The following is a 15,907-nucleotide window of genomic DNA, read 5'->3' on the forward strand; positions in this document are numbered from 1 at the left end:
GTTGATTGGTCTGGTGCTGCATCGGGGCAACCCTGCGCAATGCGAATAATAGCGTTACGACCAATGAGTTTGTTGGTTTCTACCGGGCAATCTGCCATGTGAATAACCTCTACTAATAGAAATAAAAAAGTCGCATTAAGCGACCTGTTATGATGTGCAGCGGAATTGGGAGTTAATTAGCGTGGAGGTATCAATCGGGGTATAAAGCGCAGCCTGAGCACTGCCGATATACAGAGCCTTATACATTGCACGGACAACTTTCCGCCCCCGAATATCACCGATTAAGGCATTGAGCCGGGATTTGGCTTCACGAATACCTGTGACTTTGACGCCCATATCAAGCTCCTGTCACCAGCGCATAATCATCAGCCAAACGTTCGAATGTATCCGCATAACGAACAAGATGTTTGATTTCGTCGGCACCTGCCGCAACAGGGTTAGGATCGGATGATTCACCAATGAGGATATAATCTCCGATGGAGGCATCTGCTAACTCCGTCCAAAAAGTGTTTTTGGCAACCAATTCAGCGCCAATACCTGATATTTTGTTGGACAAGCCACCCTGATAATCACACTGGATGATTTTCGGCGCTTCATAACCCAACGGTCGGCCATACTCATCAGTTCCTAACTGTTTCCAGAAAGTGCAAGGGGCGGTATAAGCCCAATTAGCAACACTGCTCATGATCACCCCACAACATCAAAGAATCCGACAGATTTACTCTCCAGTGGCAAATCAGACAGGCAATTGTGTTTGTCCCATGCCCTGATTTGTTTAAGCAGGTAATCTGTACCAGCTGAATCATAATTGAATGAACGCGAGCCACCAGATGGTGAACCCTGCGAGGCAATCTTTCTTGCACCTGATAGGGAGGCCAAACGGACAGTGGCGTAAATAAGCAATAGCTTTTGCGTTTGCGTTGACTCATCATAATTAGCAGACAGGCATTCAGATTTGGCATTCACTTGATCCAACAGCAATTGAAGCACCGTATCAGGCAGCGTAAACCCCAATTCGCCGATCATCGGCTTGATATCATTCAGCGTTATCTGCACCATCGGGTTTATCCCCCTTTCCTTTACCTTTTGGGGGCTTATCAGGCTTAGTATCAGAAGAATCTTGAGGCGGTGTTGCTACCTCAAACACTCGGTCTTCAATTAACTCCACCAACCCAATTGCCGACCATCGCTGCGCCGTAAGCTGATCCACTTCCGCAAAATCACCAACCTCCAGTTTTTGGAGGTTGGCACCAGAAAACAGATTGCCTGCAATCACTTTTACCAGTGCCATAATGCTTCCTTATCCTTTAGCGAACAGAACGCCGTGCTTGTTGTTGATATCGGTCTTGACCATCAGGCCAGCCGCACCCCATGTACGCCATGCCAACGCGTTCATCAGCCTTCAAGCCTTTCCATGTTTTGCCGTCAAACTGAACATAGTTGCCTTCGCTGTCTTTGAAGCCGTTGAAGATGTAGTCCATGTACTGACGGCGAACGCTGCCAACCGAACCCTGTTGGGCATCCGCCAAAGATGCTAGCGCTGAACCTTTGTTAAAAATCGGATCACGCCATTGGAATTTGAATCCAGAGTCGTGAATCGGCACCATTGTTCCATCGAATGAATACGCACGCGCATCCAATGCGGCACCAATTTGACCACTCATGGACGTATGCGCCCAGCCTTTGCCACCTGTACGAGCGTACTCATAGACAGACTCTTCCAGACGAACAGAGCGCGACAGCGGCATCAGGTCATTCAGAAGTGTAAACTCAGTGTTAGGCTCGAACTCCGCCAGCACGGTCTGGTCATACGTCCGGTACAGGCGACGAATATCGTCGATAGCATTGACTGCATTGAGTTGCGGAGCATTTTCACTACGAAATCGTCAGAAAAGCACGGGATGCCTCACTAAAATTGCTGTAAGTGCTGTTTGAATACTCTTGCAGGAAGATCGGGCTGACATTGAACATCCGGGCGATATCTTCAATGGTGAAACGGCGAGACGCCAGCCATTCGGCATCTTGGTTACTCATGCCTAATTGTTGGTATTCCATGCCACCCTCAAGAATCGGCGTTTTCCCGACATTGCGAGCGCCTTTATAACGTTCGAGCGCTTCCAGTGCCTTATTACCTTTGAGGCCATCCAGCCAGTCAGCCGCCTTAATCACTCCCGCCGCCATCATGCCGTCTTTCATGATGCTTGCGCCGTGACGTTGTTGTGCCAGCCCCAAACCCAGCGTTTCACGGCAAATGGTGACAGGGGAACGACCTAAAAAGCCGTCTTCCGTGGCATAACGCAAATGCAAAACTTCTTCTTGCAGATAGATTTTTACCTTGCCACTATAAGGTTCGGTAATGGTGTAAGCGAACCGGTGATCCGATAATCGCTGAGGTACAACGGCTGACGGCGGGTAAGGATGCAATGATTGTGGCTGCCCGTCTTTATCCCAAACAATGACGGCATAAGCATTGCCATTTAGCAGACAATGACGCATTAAGGTTCGCTTGAACTGAAACGGAGTTTGGCAGTCGTTCGGGCACTCATTGAGCAAATAATCAACCGAATGATCGCTCAACCATTCGCGGGACTCCGTGCCTTGATTGTTTCGTACCCTGTAAAGATAACAGGGCATTGTTGCCACCGCTTCACTAATCACCGTGACAGCATTCATCACGGCGGGCAGACCTTCGGCGCTCGAAGATGAAACATGCTCCCCTGATTTAGTATTGGGAATGCCTGTCAGAGAAAGTAGTTCATCAATGCTTATGCTACGGGTTTCCGGGGTTTTGCGGGTAAAAGGCCACATGATTACACCTCGGACAGTTGCAGCCAGTAATGACGCAAATCGTAAGGTTTATCGACATTGAGTGAACGTTTGGCAATTTCTACGCCGCTATCTGGATAGGCGGGTAAGCTGGTGATCGTGATTTCCCGCAATTCAGCTTCTAAGACGGTTCTGATATAGGGTATTTGTCCCGTATCCCATTGATCTTTGATTGTCCTGAATCCGAAGCTCATTCCGGTAATATCACCCCGTTCAACCAGTGTCAGTACATCACGCCCTAATTGCGTATCTGGCGGTGTGAGTTTGAAACATAATCCGGTGGCATCTTCGCTAAGTTGCAATGTGCCGGATGTAGTGCGACCTAACAGGTTCATGTGATCATGTTCATAAAGTGCCCTGATATCTGCGCCTGTGGTTAAGCTGGCGCTAAAGGCATTCGGAGCAAACTGCTCTACAAACTCATCCCATAACACTTGTGATCGGCTGTTCCATTTAATCACATAGCCTGTCAGTTCCTTATTACTGGCAGAAAGCGATGCTGTGCGGATTTCAAAATCATTCTTCATCGGTAGACTCCAAAACTATAAAGGGGTATCGCTTCCCTTATCGTTAATCCGCTTTCGTGCCTTTGATTTCCAGCACTTTGATTGCGTTGGAATCCACCAGCCCACCACCCAAATATTTATCAGTGTGAACCTTATAGAAAACCCCGGTTCGGTGATATTGTCAGGACGGGTACGGGTTCCGGTTTGATGGTCAACGATGAAGTAGCCGCGTTTAAAATCACCCAGACCAATAATGTTATCTGGCATAAATTCGAGATAATGGACAGGCAAGCCTAATAGCATGTCAGGATCACCCGCTTGCAGGCGTTCGCGCCAGATATAATCGCCGTTGCCGTTTTTCAGCTTCTGCACCTGCGCCGCTGTTGTGGAATTCATCACCCAAACAGCATTTTTACGGTATTTGTTCTTGAGCAGGAATTTCAGATCAATCAGACTATCGGCTTCCAGTTTGGCAGCTTCCAGCTTTTGCAGCGTGCTAAATGCGCGAACCTTATCGGCTTGGGTATCACGGGGATAAGACAGAAAACCTTTTGCTTTCTTGCTGCCGTCACCGCTCACGAGATCCGTTTCTTCGGTATCAACGAACGTATCTGCAATCTCAGAAGTCAGCCAACCCAAGATATCCACATCGCTAAAATCGATAATTTCCTGTGTGGTTTTGGGATAAGCATAGATAGGAAATAGCTTGATGCTCACTTCTTCCATTTTCGGCGTAGACGTCTCACCGCGAGCCTTGCCCTCTTCGGAGTGTGCAATCGCTGCGCCACCCACAGAAACAAGCTGTTTATATTCATTGCTACGAGTGGTTTTGATGGTACAGATTCGACGCATAACAGATTCATCAGCCAGTTGCTGCATGATTTGCTTGTTCAGCTCAGGGATAACGGTATAGCCACCATCTGAGGGCACACCTGTAGACAGGGAACGAGTTTCCCCGGACAGAATATAATTGCGCAGTTCGTCATTGCTGAATTTGTCGCTGGCTGGTTGAGTCTTCACCTGATTACGTTCTTCATCCGACAGCGCCTCATAACGGGCAATTTCGGTATTGAGTGCATCAGACTGCGTGCGCAGCTCGTCGAACTGTTTGGCTTCATCGGCGCTGAGTGAGCGCTTTTCGTCTTCGGCTTTGGTAAGCAGCGAGCGCATTTGATGGGTTAAATCGGATTTTTGTTGACGTAATTCAAGTAGTTTTTTCATGATGTTTTTTTATATTGATTTATTTTTAATGGAATATATTTAACAGCATGAGAAATAATAAGAAAGAAGGGCTGCTACGGTGTTTAATCACACAATAATAAAAAAGCCTCTGGGATTTAGAGGCTAAACAAGAGAAAACATGAAGATATAATATTTACAAGAAATTTCATTTACACAATGACAAATTTTTTACGTAGGTTGTTGGTGACATCCACGATATTTTATCACATGTGACATAACCATCGCTTTTTAACTTGTAACTAACACACAAAGAAACAGGAAAGCTAATAATAAATGATGCAATCATCAACCTACTCAGGTATTTGACAATTATCTTGTTATATTTAGGTAATCTGTCAAATAGGAAGAAATAAATAGAGCCTGCTATAGAATAGAACAATAGAGGGGAAGATATAAAACCTATGACAACGCCACTAGAAAATGTTATTTCATCTTTCATGAGAATTAATGAAAAAACACTTTCACTCACTAAATACATCATAAATGACATAAATAATAAAAGTATTAATCCAGCTAACGCTTTTAAATATTTGTTATTCACCTGATTCTTCCCATCGTATTGAAAAAATATTGTAAGTCTGCTTCCCGTATTCTTGGTTTCCTTTTCATTTCCTCTTTTAATAATGCTATTAATTTATCACTTACTCCATAACGTTTATCAAGAATATCCAAACCATAAGCTACCACAATTCCGGTAAGCAAAACTATTCCAGCAACAGCAATAATGCTACCACCTACAATAGCTGTCGCTGTTAAAAATGTACCGACAGCCCAAGATGCAGCAGCAACAATAGCGGTTTTAGCCATATCCATTGTTATATTGCCGATAAAATCGGCTAAAGTATATTCATCCTTGAAAATACTTTCTATCAATCTATAGCCAATCGAAAAGACAATACAGAATCTAACACCTTTGATAATACTAGCATTAAGTCCCTGCTGTCCTATCCCCATAGCTAACATTTGAGGGTGGCTAGCACCGTATCGGGTTCCCCTGACAAGACGCCTAAGACCAGCATGACCTGACAGATGAATATATTTTTTCCCATTTTCTCCCACATAGGTTTTTGCAGTAATACTTAACCTCTTAAATTCCCGGCAAACATCAGAAAACCCATGTGAATCATAAATATTTCCCGCATAGGTGGAAATAGGATCTGTGACAGAAAATACATACGCCATAGGATTTTTTTTCTTGTTATCTACTTCCGTGCCTCTTGCAAATTCGTCTCCGTAACTTAGATTTTCTGCTTCCGTACCTCTTGCAAATGCTTCTCCATGACTTGGGGTTTGTGGATGGGAGGGACTGATATCCTCAATAATGCTTTCGGCTTGCGCTAATGTGAGAACAAAGTGATATTGGGTATTATCACTCAATACTTTTTCTAACCCAATGGCATCAAAAAATTCATGCTGGGGTTTTAGCTGATTAATCCCTACATTACCCCTTAAAAAATCGCCCATATAACCATCCCAAGTGGGATTATATTTTTTATGTGTCATTCCTCAATTCTCCGTAGCACCCAATATCAAATTAATAATTGATTGACTTGTGTCAAGATTTCCGATGTAGCATCAATTAAGCAGGATATAACAACAATGCTTACCCATTCCAGCATGGAAAAGATCCACCTTTAAATTTGTGATGAATCTCTATTCTTAAGCAAAATCAGACAATTACTTAATTTTAATTTCAGTCATACCATAATAAAAAAATTATGCGCTAAATTTATTATCCCAGACTCATCCGGCTTTTATTTACCTGCCAGAGATACCCCCTATAAATCTTTTTCGCCCTCTCAGTTATGCACCCTCTGCACAATCCCCTGAAAGCCTTGCTATATCTGAGTTTATCGCAATTAAGTTGATCGGATAAATGATCTGCATTGGTGTTATCATCGGTCATCCGATGACTTACCGCCTGTTCTTATGAAATTGAAATCGAATATCACACTGTCTGAAGCTGAACGTATTACCTTACAACAACTTGCCCTGAATCACAGACACCGGGACATCCGTACGCGAGGAACGGGTTTGCTCATGCTTGCCAGAGGCATCAAACCCCGTCAGATAGCCGCTGAGATAGGATGCAGTCTCAGAGTTATCTATGACTGGGTTCACTTCTGGCACGATTCAGGGATAGCGGGATTATTAGGTGGGCATGTCGGAGGCCGATATCCCGCCATGACCCCTGACATGATTACCACAGCGGTCGAAGCCGCCAGTGCAGAATCTCTGACGTTAGCCCGGATCGCACAGAAAGTCGAGGACAAGCATGGCCCGCTGCCCTGTACGCTTGAGACGCTGGCGAATACCCTGAAAAAACAGGGGCTAACCTAAATCGATAACTTGCTCTGATAATGGCACTATATGAGTATGGCGCATTTTCATTTTTTCAGCTGGAATTGTCCAAACAGCCTTATCTAAATTAATCTCTGACCATTCGGCTTTGCGAAGTTCTCCCGGACGAACGCCCGTTAATATCAGCATACGCAAAGCCGTTCTGACTATCTGACTTCCCATATATTTATCAATAGAGCGCAGAAATTCAGGTAATTCATCTACTGAAAGGTGGGCGTAGTGTTCACGTTGATGAGGGATAAAAGCACTCGCTAAATCGGGAGCTGGGTTATATTCGGCTCTGCCCGTAATAATTGCATATGTCCAAACTTCACCACAGCGTTGGCGGACTTTTTTTAATTTATCGGTGACGCCTCTCTTTTCCATAATAGCAAGGAGGTCTAATAATTCGAGGGGTTTTATTTCAGCAATCGGACGATGGCCAATATAAGGAAAAACGTCTTTTTCGAATGCGTCCATCATATCTTCACGATAACCAACAGACCACCTGTCTTTTCTTCCCTCGAACCATTCACGCGCAATGCTTTCAAAGGTGTTACTGATTTCTCCCTGAGCTGCAAGTTTCTTCTGTTTTTTATCTTGGTTGGGATCAATACCTTCGGCTATCAGTTTCTTGGCTTCATCACGCTTTCTTCTGGCCTCTGCCAGAGTGATAAGCGGAAAAGTCCCAATAGCGAGTAACTTTTCTTTTCCTGCAATGCGGTATTTCAGTCGCCAGTATTTAGAACCGGTTGTCTTTACCAGCAGGTATAAACCGCCGCCATCCGATAGCTTAAAATCTTTATCTTGGGGTTTTACTGTTTCGACTTGTCGGGCTGTTAGTTTCATATTTCCAGCATCCTTGCCCCTCACAGTAACGGGGGTATTTTTTTAGGGGGGTACAGAAAGTTACCCCTATATATACCCCCTGACTGGGGTACATTGCAATAGATGCCAATAGACGTTAATAGCGCTTTATTTGGGAGTTTTCGTTGATTTTACTGGGAAAAGTAGACTTTAAGAGATGCTGCTAGAAGTGTAGATGGCGGAGGAGGAGAGATTCGAACTCTCGGATGGTTTCCCATCGGCGGTTTTCAAGACCGCTGCCTTCAGCCGCTCGGCCACCCCTCCGTGATGTCGTGCACTATAAACATCACAGTTCCCAATGTAAAGTATTTATCTGTTCAACTGCCGTTAATTTATTCATAACACTGTCTGTTGGTCTATTTATTCGGCATGTTGGGTAATCTTTCTTGGGGATAGTGGTGATTTTTGCTAAATTGCAGCCATCGTTATTGGATGGTAAAAAGTTATGTTGGTATTTGAAGATCGTGAAATCGAAACTGATGCACAAGGTTATCTAAAAAACTACCGTGATTGGCAAGAAGCCATGGCTCCTATCATTGCCGAGCAGGAAGCAATCGCTCTAACCGAACAACATTGGGAAGTTATCCATTTTGTGCGTGAGTTCTATGAAGAATTTAATACTTCACCCGCTATTCGTATGCTAGTCAAAGCGATCGCCCAAAAATATGGTGAAGAGAAAGGGAATAGCCGTTACCTCTATCGCCTGTTTCCCAAAGGGCCTGCAAAACAAGCAACAAAAATTGCAGGCCTTCCCAAGCCAGTCAAATGTATTTAATTTATTCATCCGTCACTAATGGCGGATGCTAAAATCATTCATCTCTTCTACTTCACAAAACTGAGATTGAAAATGTTCTATTTTGGCGCCCGGAGGCCCACCCCGCTCTAGCCAATGTGTTAACTTTTTGATTTGTGCATCATTGCCACAAGCAACAATCTTCACACTTCCATCATTCATATTACGAACATATCCCGCCAGCTTATTTTTCTTTGCCCAATGGTAAGTGTGATAACGGAATCCAACTCCCTGTACCCTGCCGTAAACATAAATAGTCATGCTGAATTTAGTCATCGTTATATTCCTCCCAGACAAAATGGTAAGAACTTTGAAGCGTTAAACCCACTTTTGTTATTGTATTTTATATACGCAACAGCTAATCTGAAATTATGCGATGGCGATCACAATGCCATCTTAATTTCAAAAATCAGGCAAAATTCCGGTTACCGTTACTGGGTGTGAGCTTGAAATTTACCTTACCGCCCTTATATAAGAGTCATTGCAAGATTTCTTTGGAGGTGGCTATGATGATGATTGCCAGCAAATTTGGTATCGGCCAGCAAGTACGACATAGATTGCTGGGTTACTTGGGTGTTATTGTAGATATTGATGCTGAATATTCTTTAGAACAGCCGCAGGAAAATGACATTGCATCTAATGCTACCTTACGTTCAGCGCCGTGGTATCACGTTGTGATGGAAGATGATGATGGTCAGCCTATCCATACTTATTTGGCAGAAGCCCAATTGACTTACGAAACATCAGATGAACATCCAGAACAATCTTCTCTGGATGAGTTAGCCGAATCTATCCGCAGTCAATTACAAGCTCCACGACTACGAAATTAAATGCTTTTTATTACCATTATCCAAATCATAACACTAAGGTGGTGAATAATGAGCCAATCGCGGCCTTATTCACTTTTCCATCCCCAACCGCGGGATTTCAATTTTTGGACAACGATCCATCACAACATCTAACCCTTCATTTTCTGCCAATAATTTTGCTTCTTCATTGATAACGCCTTTTTGTAACCAAAGGACTTTAGCGCCAATGGCGATTGCTTCCTCCGCAACACCATAAACAGCATCTGCGTTGCGAAATACATCAACCATATCGACCGATTGTTTAATATCAGATAATTGCCCAACAACAGGTTGGGTCAATAAAGTCCGTCCCGCCAATTTAGGGCTGACAGGAATAACTTGATATCCCTGATTCAGTAAGTATTCCATGACCTTATAACTTGGACGATCTGTTTTCTCACTCGCTCCGACTAACGCGATGGTTTTTACCTTTCCCAGTATATTCGCTATATGCTGATCACTCATTTTATCCTCCCATCTCCTCCACAGCATTTTCATTTGGTTTATCTGCTACAGTGTTTATGATAAATAATTTATTTATATAAAGGTATCTCTATGGAATCAACTGTTCGCACCTTACCTGAATCGAAAAAAATTGCGCTTGTCGCACACGATCATTGTAAAAATTCTTTGCTGGCCTGGGTTAATAACCACCATGCTTTGTTAGAAAAACATACTTTATATGCCACAGGAACGACGGGGCATTTAATTCAGCAGGAAACCGGGTTGCCTGTAACGAGTATGTTAAGTGGGCCAATGGGAGGTGACCAACAAATCGGTGCGCTGATTTCGGAAGGCAAAATCGATGTTTTAATCTTCTTTTGGGATCCTTTGAACGCGGTTCCTCATGATCCTGATGTTAAAGCTCTGCTACGCGTGGCAACGGTTTGGAATATTCCTGTTGCAACCAACTGTTCAACTGCCGATTTTCTCATCAACTCAGTACTTTTCTCTCAAGATGTTGATATTTGCGTGCCAGATTAACCAATCCAGACAAATCTTATAATTGTCCTGACAATTTTCAAATTGCGCGACTCGTTGTAATGGCAAAGGTAAAGCCTGAAATATTTCTTGGATTTGTTGCTGTACGGAAACTAAATCAGCAGTTTTCAACCAACGACTTTGTTGTTTGATTTTAGCTACTTCATTTACTTTAACTGCCAAAACATTAGCACTGACATCGCTCATGTCGAGGCTCCATTTTTGCCATTCTTTTAATAGATAATGGTAAAAACGTTGTGTTTGCTGCCATTCAGTACCATGCAGGCAAACTACTTTTCCTTCTGGTAGTTCAAATTCCAATTCCCCCCAAACAATCCCTCGCTTACACTGAATACTAATTAATTGATTAAATGGAATAAGGTACTGGTGCTTGTCACCGCTAACTTCAATGCCAGCATTAAGTAGACATACCCGATTATAAGGGTGCTGAGCGAGGCGTTGGCCAATTTGCGTTGATCTTAGTTCCATTGTCGTGGCACCGTATCTGAAAATTGTTGAACTACTTCATCAAATCAATGTTGTTAGGAGTATTTTGTGCTAACGGTTTTATCCAGCTCCCGCCATTCTCTGTATAACAGTCACACCCTCTATTATATCCGTATATTTATTGCACTAACAGGAGCCACTCTCATCCCCTGGTTATTAGGGGAAGAACTCAAAATAACAATTCCACTGCTGTTGGGTGTCGTTGCAGCAGCATTAACCGACTTGGATGACCGCTTGGTTGGGCGATTACGTAATCTCATCATTACCTTAATTTCTTTCTTTATTGCTTCGACTTCTATCACGCTGCTGTTTCCCTATCCGTGGCTTTTTATGCTTGGTTTGGCAATATCCACTTGCGGCTTTATCCTGCTTGGTGCACTGGGACAACGTTACGCCACCATCGCTTTTGGTGCTTTACTGATTGCCATTTATACTATGCTCGGTTCGTCAATCTTCCCTGTCTGGTATCAGCAGCCTTTGTTACTGCTTACTGGCGCTATCTGGTATAACTTGCTGACATTAACAGGCCATTTATTATTTCCTATTCGCCCCTTGCAAGAAAATTTAGCACGCTGTTACCAGCAACTTTCAGCGTATCTCTATGCTAAAACCAGCCTGTTTGATCCCGATTCTGAGACTGATGAATATAAACAATCTGTGTTTGATGTTGCCATGGCGAACAGTGCGTTAGTCACAACGTTCAATCAGGCTAAAAGTTCTTTGCTAAGTCGTTTGAAGGGAGACAGGGGACAACGGGGTACTCGCCATACATTGCATTATTATTTTGTCGCCCAGGATATCCATGAACGCGCCAGCTCATCCCATGTTCAGTATCAAAAACTAAGAAAAGTGTTTCGCCACAGTGATGTTATGTTCCGCGTCCAGAGGTTGCTTTCCATGCAAGCGCGGGCATGTGAACAGGTTGCACAATCTATTATCCTGCGTAAGCAATATCAACATAACCCGCGGTTTGAAAGTGCATTCAGCTACCTTGAAAGTTCGATTAAGCGTTTAAGAAATCAACAAGGCACTGACACTAAGATTATGGCATTTGATAATTTGTTGAAAAATTTACGTGCCATTGACGCCCAATTAGCCGGGTTGGGTTCAGATCAATATCTTCTTTCTCAGGGCACCTCTCTAAAAGATAAACAAGAAGAAACGCAGTTATCTGAAGACGATTTGACTGGCTGGCGTGATATAGGGTTTAGGATCAGAAGTCACCTGACACCACAATCTGCCCTATTTCGCCATGCTATTCGTATGTCCATTTTGCTGTGTACTGGTTATGCCATTATTCAGCTATTTGATTTACAGCGCGGATATTGGATCTTGTTAACCAGTTTATTTGTCTGCCAACCGAACTATAGCGCCACCCGTCGCCGTCTGGCCTTGCGTGTGATGGGTACACTGGCAGGAATTTTAATTGGCCTGCCCATTCTCTATTTTGTCCCTTCCATTGAAGGCCAATTAGTGTTGATTGTTATTTCTGGTATGCTGTTCTTTGCCTTTCGTAATAGCCAATATGCACATGCAACGCTCTTTATCACTCTGCTGGTATTACTGAGTTTCAATTTATTAGGCGAAGGGTTTGAAGTAGCACTGCCAAGAATCATTGATACATTAATAGGTTGTGGTATTGCTTTACTTGCCGTGAGTTTCATCTGGCCAGATTGGCAGTTCCGCCAATTACCTCAGGTAATTACCCGCACAATGGGAGCTAATTGCCGCTATCTTAGTGCAATTTTAACTCAATACCACCAAGGCAAAAGTAATAGTCTGAATTATCGGGTTGCCCGTCGTGAAGCTCACAATTGTGATGCTGAACTGGCATCAGTGATCTCAAATATGGCATCGGAACCCAGAAATTATCGCATCTCCCAAGAAGCCGCTTTTCGTCTACTATGCCTCAATCACACCATGTTAAGTTATATTTCTGCTTTAGGTGCCCATCGAGATAAACTTAACGATCCGCCAATCTTAGAAACTCTTAATAATGCAATCTGTTATGTTGAATCCACATTAAAACAAGGCCAAATGAATGATGCTACATTGCAACCCACGGTGAATCATTTATTAGAAAAAATTAATCTGATACCTTTTGAAAGTAACAGTAAAGTCCAGCTTATACTACAACAAATAGGATTACTCATCGAACTATTACCAGAAATTGTTTATTTAAAAAAACAAATTAGTGAGCAAGAGTCACACTAATAAATCATCCCCAGGGGGCAATACTGCCCCTAAATGGGTTTTCATAATACTGAGAGTATCAGATGTTGGAGTTCCTTACCCCGCGCGGCGCACGGGGTAAGGAATACCCCTGTCATTTTGAAACGCTATTTAGAAATGGAATGATTACCTCCCCAATAATTTAATAAACACCATTAAAAAACCACCATCAAATAAATAATATAAATAAATACCTCATTGGCTTTCAATAAAAATTGATATTTACAAATATTAATATCATAAGCATTCGTTTTTGATATTGATTATATGCAAAACTTCTGTAGAATCAGAAATCCATAAAAAAACAACAAACAGAAATATTTATTTTATTTTTTATTAATAGTAATAATTATCACTTTTGAATTTATAAACAAATGGAAAACAAGATGGAAGAGACAATTGCCATTGCTAAATATCCTATTGGCCTGGATCCGGAAAAGCTTTTTGCCACCCCCAAACTTAACTATGCATTTATACGTATAAATAATATTTGTAATGCACGTTGCGAATTTTGCGATGTATGGCAAACCGCTCAGATTGATGCACACAAACAAATAGACATGATTAGACTTTGGCAAGAGTTAGAGACCCTCTCACCACAGGAAGTCAATATTCATGGAGGAGAGGCTTTTTTATCAAAAGATTTTCTGGCCATTCTGGATTGTAATAAAAATACACCGATCTCCATTACAACCAATGGAACTGCTTTATCAAAAAAGATCTTCAATCGTGTACAAAACAAGAGCCATCTTGTCAGAAAATTTTATATCTCAATTGATCATGTAGAACCCGAAAAAAATGGCGAGTCACGAGGCATTCGTTGGTTAACAAACAATCTTTATGATGCCATGGAATATATTAAGCAGGAAATACCCGGTTCTGTTATTGTCGTCAATCATGTTGTTACTTCATTAAATTATGACACTATCGATAAGTTCCTGCTTAAAATGGCCGAATTGTGCGTTGATGGTGTTAATCTTATTCCGATTAAAGATTATCCTTTACTGTTTTTAAATACTGCTCAAATTAAGTTATTTATGCAGAAAATAAATATCTTACTGAAAAGCAAACAGATTTCACGCCATTTATTTATGGATGCCAATTATGAAATTTTCGGCCGCAATGAGGAGGATTATTGCCGCGCTGAAATGGGACATTATAACGCTTCTGGCAAAAAAGCCTGTGCCATTCCACTGACAACACTATTCATTGATGCCGTAACAGGAAATGTCTACCCTTGCGATACCACGATGTATCGACCAAATCCTGAGCAATATATTATGGGGAATGTCTTGGAAAATTCATTACACGATATTTGGCACGGTGATAAATTCTCACTATTCCGTAAAAAAATGTATCCCGTAATCACTTGTAACTGCATTAAAGGCTGTGATCCTGCCAATAGATTAAGGTAAAACGATGTCTCTGGAAATACGTATCAATAATCAGGCTAGTTTTCATCGCGGGAAGCCGACTATCTTCTGTATGCCAGATATCAAAGATAGTGAACGTTTTGTTCAACTCTGCTATCAATATAATTTAAATCTTATTCTGTTGATCAAGAAAAAATGGCTGGACTCCACGGATTGCTCTTTAGCATTAGCATATATAGTGATTGATGATCCGTTAGCTAATCACGCCTGTAAAAAAATAATAGAAGCACTGAAACAGGTCAAAGACACACTATCAATTATCACTGCTCCAATTCACATCGATTACTTTATGGCTTTTTCTGAGCTTCATGTTGAATTAATGGCTACCATCGCAACCCATATTAACCAAGATACCCATATCATTGATGTAGCCCAATCATTTAGAGATAAATGGATAATGCGGAAGACTGCCAATGAACGTGGGCTATGTTGTCCCAAATTCACGCTGGCATCAGAAATGCTAACCTCACCTGAACATTTCGAGGTCTTTACTGAATCCGTTGAGAATTCTGCCAGACGCAAAGGCAACCAAGTCGGTTTTATTGTAAAGCCACGTTCATTTTGGGGATCGATGGGAGTGACCGCGTATCCAGACCGCATTTCATTGTTTTATGCATTACAGGAACTTGATGCACCTGAAGAATATCTGGTGGAAGAAAAAATCCAGGGTAAGTTACTGCATGTTGACACAGCAATATTCCAGCATCAGGTTATCTATCAAAGCATCGGAGCTTACGCCTGTTCATTACTTTCTTCCGATCAACCCAAACCCAGCCATTTTATGTGGCATACCATGCTGCCAAATTCTCCTGATAGCCACAGACTGTTTGAATTTAATCGACGGGTATTGCAGGCATTCAATCTCGAATACGGTTTTACTCATACTGAAATCTTCCTTGAAGAAAATACTGACAATCTTATACTTTGCGAAACCGCATCACGTCCACCAGGACTCAGACTATTCGACCTTCATGCGCAAGCCTATAGTAAGCATGCCTTTGATGTCTTTATCAATGCATTAATTTCCCCTGCTTCGATTGGCAAAGATCCTGCTTTTTCCATAGAGAATGCTGATCTCAATTGCATTGGTATGATCATTTTTAACCCACCGATTGGAGAAGTAAAATCCATAACGCCTATAGAAGAAATTATAGATGAGCATGTGATTGGATGGGAGCAATATGCCAAAACGGGCAGTTATTTTTCCAACACCCATTACACTGAAAAAATGGGATATATTATTTGTTCTGCCAGAAATGAACATGAATGTTTGAAATATTTAAACAATTACAATAATAAATTCCATTATACAACCACAAAACAAGATTAAGA

General features: G+C 42.1%; 15 protein-coding genes, 1 tRNA gene and 6 pseudogenes. 7 read left to right on the top strand and 15 right to left on the bottom strand.

The genetic code is table 11. The annotated features are described in order from the left end of the window. Positions 1 to 159: 159 nt before the first annotated feature. The 10 genes and pseudogenes from IQ209_RS10920 to IQ209_RS10965 form a co-directional block, all read right to left on the bottom strand. Positions 160 to 336: pseudogene (locus IQ209_RS10920) on the bottom strand (HK97 gp10 family phage protein); the annotation flags it as partial. Between the two features lies 1 nt (position 337). Further along, positions 338 to 685, bottom strand: coding sequence for a hypothetical protein (locus IQ209_RS10925; protein ID WP_193851333.1), 348 nt, complete (start codon positions 683 to 685; stop codon positions 338 to 340). 2 nt (positions 686 to 687) lie between these two features. After that, positions 688 to 1,059: a hypothetical protein gene (locus IQ209_RS10930; protein ID WP_228005834.1), complete on the bottom strand. Its 372-nt coding sequence runs from the start codon at positions 1,057 to 1,059 to the stop codon at positions 688 to 690. Continuing rightward, positions 1,037 to 1,291 (bottom strand): hypothetical protein, encoded by a 255-nt coding sequence (locus tag IQ209_RS10935; RefSeq protein ID WP_228005835.1) that lies wholly within the window; start codon positions 1,289 to 1,291, stop codon positions 1,037 to 1,039. Before IQ209_RS10935 ends, IQ209_RS10930 begins: the two co-directional genes overlap by 23 nt. Positions 1,292 to 1,367: 76 nt before the next feature. Next, positions 1,368 to 1,871: pseudogene (locus tag IQ209_RS10940) on the bottom strand (major capsid protein); the annotation flags it as partial. A gap of 7 nt (positions 1,872 to 1,878) precedes the next feature. Next, a pseudogene (locus IQ209_RS10945) lies at positions 1,879 to 2,808 on the bottom strand (phage portal protein); the annotation flags it as partial. 2 nt (positions 2,809 to 2,810) lie between these two features. Further along, positions 2,811 to 3,353: an HK97 family phage prohead protease gene (locus IQ209_RS10950; protein WP_193851334.1), complete on the bottom strand. Its 543-nt coding sequence runs from the start codon at positions 3,351 to 3,353 to the stop codon at positions 2,811 to 2,813. 43 nt (positions 3,354 to 3,396) lie between these two features. Continuing rightward, positions 3,397 to 4,553 (bottom strand): annotated as a pseudogene (locus tag IQ209_RS10955) (phage major capsid protein). A 166-nt stretch (positions 4,554 to 4,719) separates the two neighbouring features. Continuing rightward, positions 4,720 to 5,115, bottom strand: a complete 396-nt coding sequence (locus IQ209_RS10960; protein ID WP_193851335.1) for a DUF1240 domain-containing protein — start codon at positions 5,113 to 5,115, stop codon at positions 4,720 to 4,722. Continuing rightward, positions 5,112 to 6,077: a hypothetical protein gene (locus IQ209_RS10965; protein ID WP_193851336.1), complete on the bottom strand. Its 966-nt coding sequence runs from the start codon at positions 6,075 to 6,077 to the stop codon at positions 5,112 to 5,114. Before IQ209_RS10965 ends, IQ209_RS10960 begins: the two co-directional genes overlap by 4 nt. A gap of 426 nt (positions 6,078 to 6,503) precedes the next feature. On the opposite strand from IQ209_RS10965, the gene IQ209_RS10970 reads away from it, so the two are divergent. After that, a complete protein-coding gene (locus IQ209_RS10970) occupies positions 6,504 to 6,914 on the top strand; it encodes a helix-turn-helix domain-containing protein (protein ID WP_228005836.1) in 411 nt (136 codons plus the stop codon). On the opposite strand, the pseudogene IQ209_RS10975 reads toward IQ209_RS10970, so the two are convergent. Further along, positions 6,912 to 7,763: pseudogene (locus IQ209_RS10975) on the bottom strand (tyrosine-type recombinase/integrase); the annotation flags it as partial. The gene IQ209_RS10970 and the pseudogene IQ209_RS10975 overlap by 3 nt on opposite strands. Before the next feature lie 194 nt (positions 7,764 to 7,957). Then, positions 7,958 to 8,045, bottom strand: a tRNA-Ser gene (locus IQ209_RS10980). A gap of 181 nt (positions 8,046 to 8,226) precedes the next feature. On the opposite strand from IQ209_RS10980, the gene tusE reads away from it, so the two are divergent. Further along, positions 8,227 to 8,556 carry a sulfurtransferase TusE gene (tusE, locus tag IQ209_RS10985; RefSeq protein ID WP_193851337.1) on the top strand — a complete coding sequence of 110 codons (330 nt, stop codon included), beginning with the start codon at positions 8,227 to 8,229 and terminating at the stop codon, positions 8,554 to 8,556. Between the two features lie 15 nt (positions 8,557 to 8,571). Here the strand turns inward: tusE and yccX are convergent, their stop codons facing one another. Next, positions 8,572 to 8,850: an acylphosphatase gene (gene yccX / locus IQ209_RS10990; protein WP_193851338.1), complete on the bottom strand. Its 279-nt coding sequence runs from the start codon at positions 8,848 to 8,850 to the stop codon at positions 8,572 to 8,574. A gap of 233 nt (positions 8,851 to 9,083) precedes the next feature. Between yccX and hspQ the strand changes: the two genes are divergently transcribed. Next, positions 9,084 to 9,404, top strand: coding sequence for a heat shock protein HspQ (gene hspQ, locus IQ209_RS10995; RefSeq protein ID WP_187651412.1), 321 nt, complete (start codon positions 9,084 to 9,086; stop codon positions 9,402 to 9,404). 69 nt (positions 9,405 to 9,473) lie between these two features. Here hspQ and IQ209_RS11000 read toward each other — a convergent pair whose 3' ends face one another. Then, entirely contained in the window at positions 9,474 to 9,887 is a 414-nt protein-coding gene (locus IQ209_RS11000) for a CoA-binding protein (protein WP_193851339.1), read from the bottom strand. 90 nt (positions 9,888 to 9,977) lie between these two features. Between IQ209_RS11000 and IQ209_RS11005 the strand changes: the two genes are divergently transcribed. Further along, positions 9,978 to 10,406: a methylglyoxal synthase gene (locus IQ209_RS11005; RefSeq protein WP_193851340.1), complete on the top strand. Its 429-nt coding sequence runs from the start codon at positions 9,978 to 9,980 to the stop codon at positions 10,404 to 10,406. Here the strand turns inward: IQ209_RS11005 and helD are convergent. After that, positions 10,404 to 10,892, bottom strand: a pseudogene (gene helD / locus IQ209_RS11010) (DNA helicase IV); the annotation flags it as partial. The gene IQ209_RS11005 and the pseudogene helD overlap by 3 nt on opposite strands. Positions 10,893 to 10,958: 66 nt before the next feature. Here helD and yccS point away from each other — a divergent pair. The 3 genes from yccS (at position 10,959) to IQ209_RS11025 (ending at position 15,905) form a co-directional block, all read left to right on the top strand. After that, a complete protein-coding gene (gene yccS / locus IQ209_RS11015) occupies positions 10,959 to 13,124 on the top strand; it encodes a YccS family putative transporter (RefSeq protein ID WP_193851341.1) in 2,166 nt (721 codons plus the stop codon). 404 nt (positions 13,125 to 13,528) lie between these two features. Next, complete coding sequence (locus IQ209_RS11020) at positions 13,529 to 14,557, top strand: radical SAM protein (protein WP_193851342.1); 1,029 nt, start codon at positions 13,529 to 13,531, stop codon at positions 14,555 to 14,557. Positions 14,558 to 14,561: 4 nt separating this feature from the next. Next, entirely contained in the window at positions 14,562 to 15,905 is a 1,344-nt protein-coding gene (locus IQ209_RS11025; RefSeq protein ID WP_193851343.1) for an acetyl-CoA carboxylase biotin carboxylase subunit family protein, read from the top strand. The last annotated feature ends 2 nt before the right edge of the window (positions 15,906 to 15,907 follow it).

This window comes from Xenorhabdus sp. BG5 (assembly GCF_015163665.1).
GTDB lineage: Bacteria > Pseudomonadota > Gammaproteobacteria > Enterobacterales > Enterobacteriaceae > Xenorhabdus.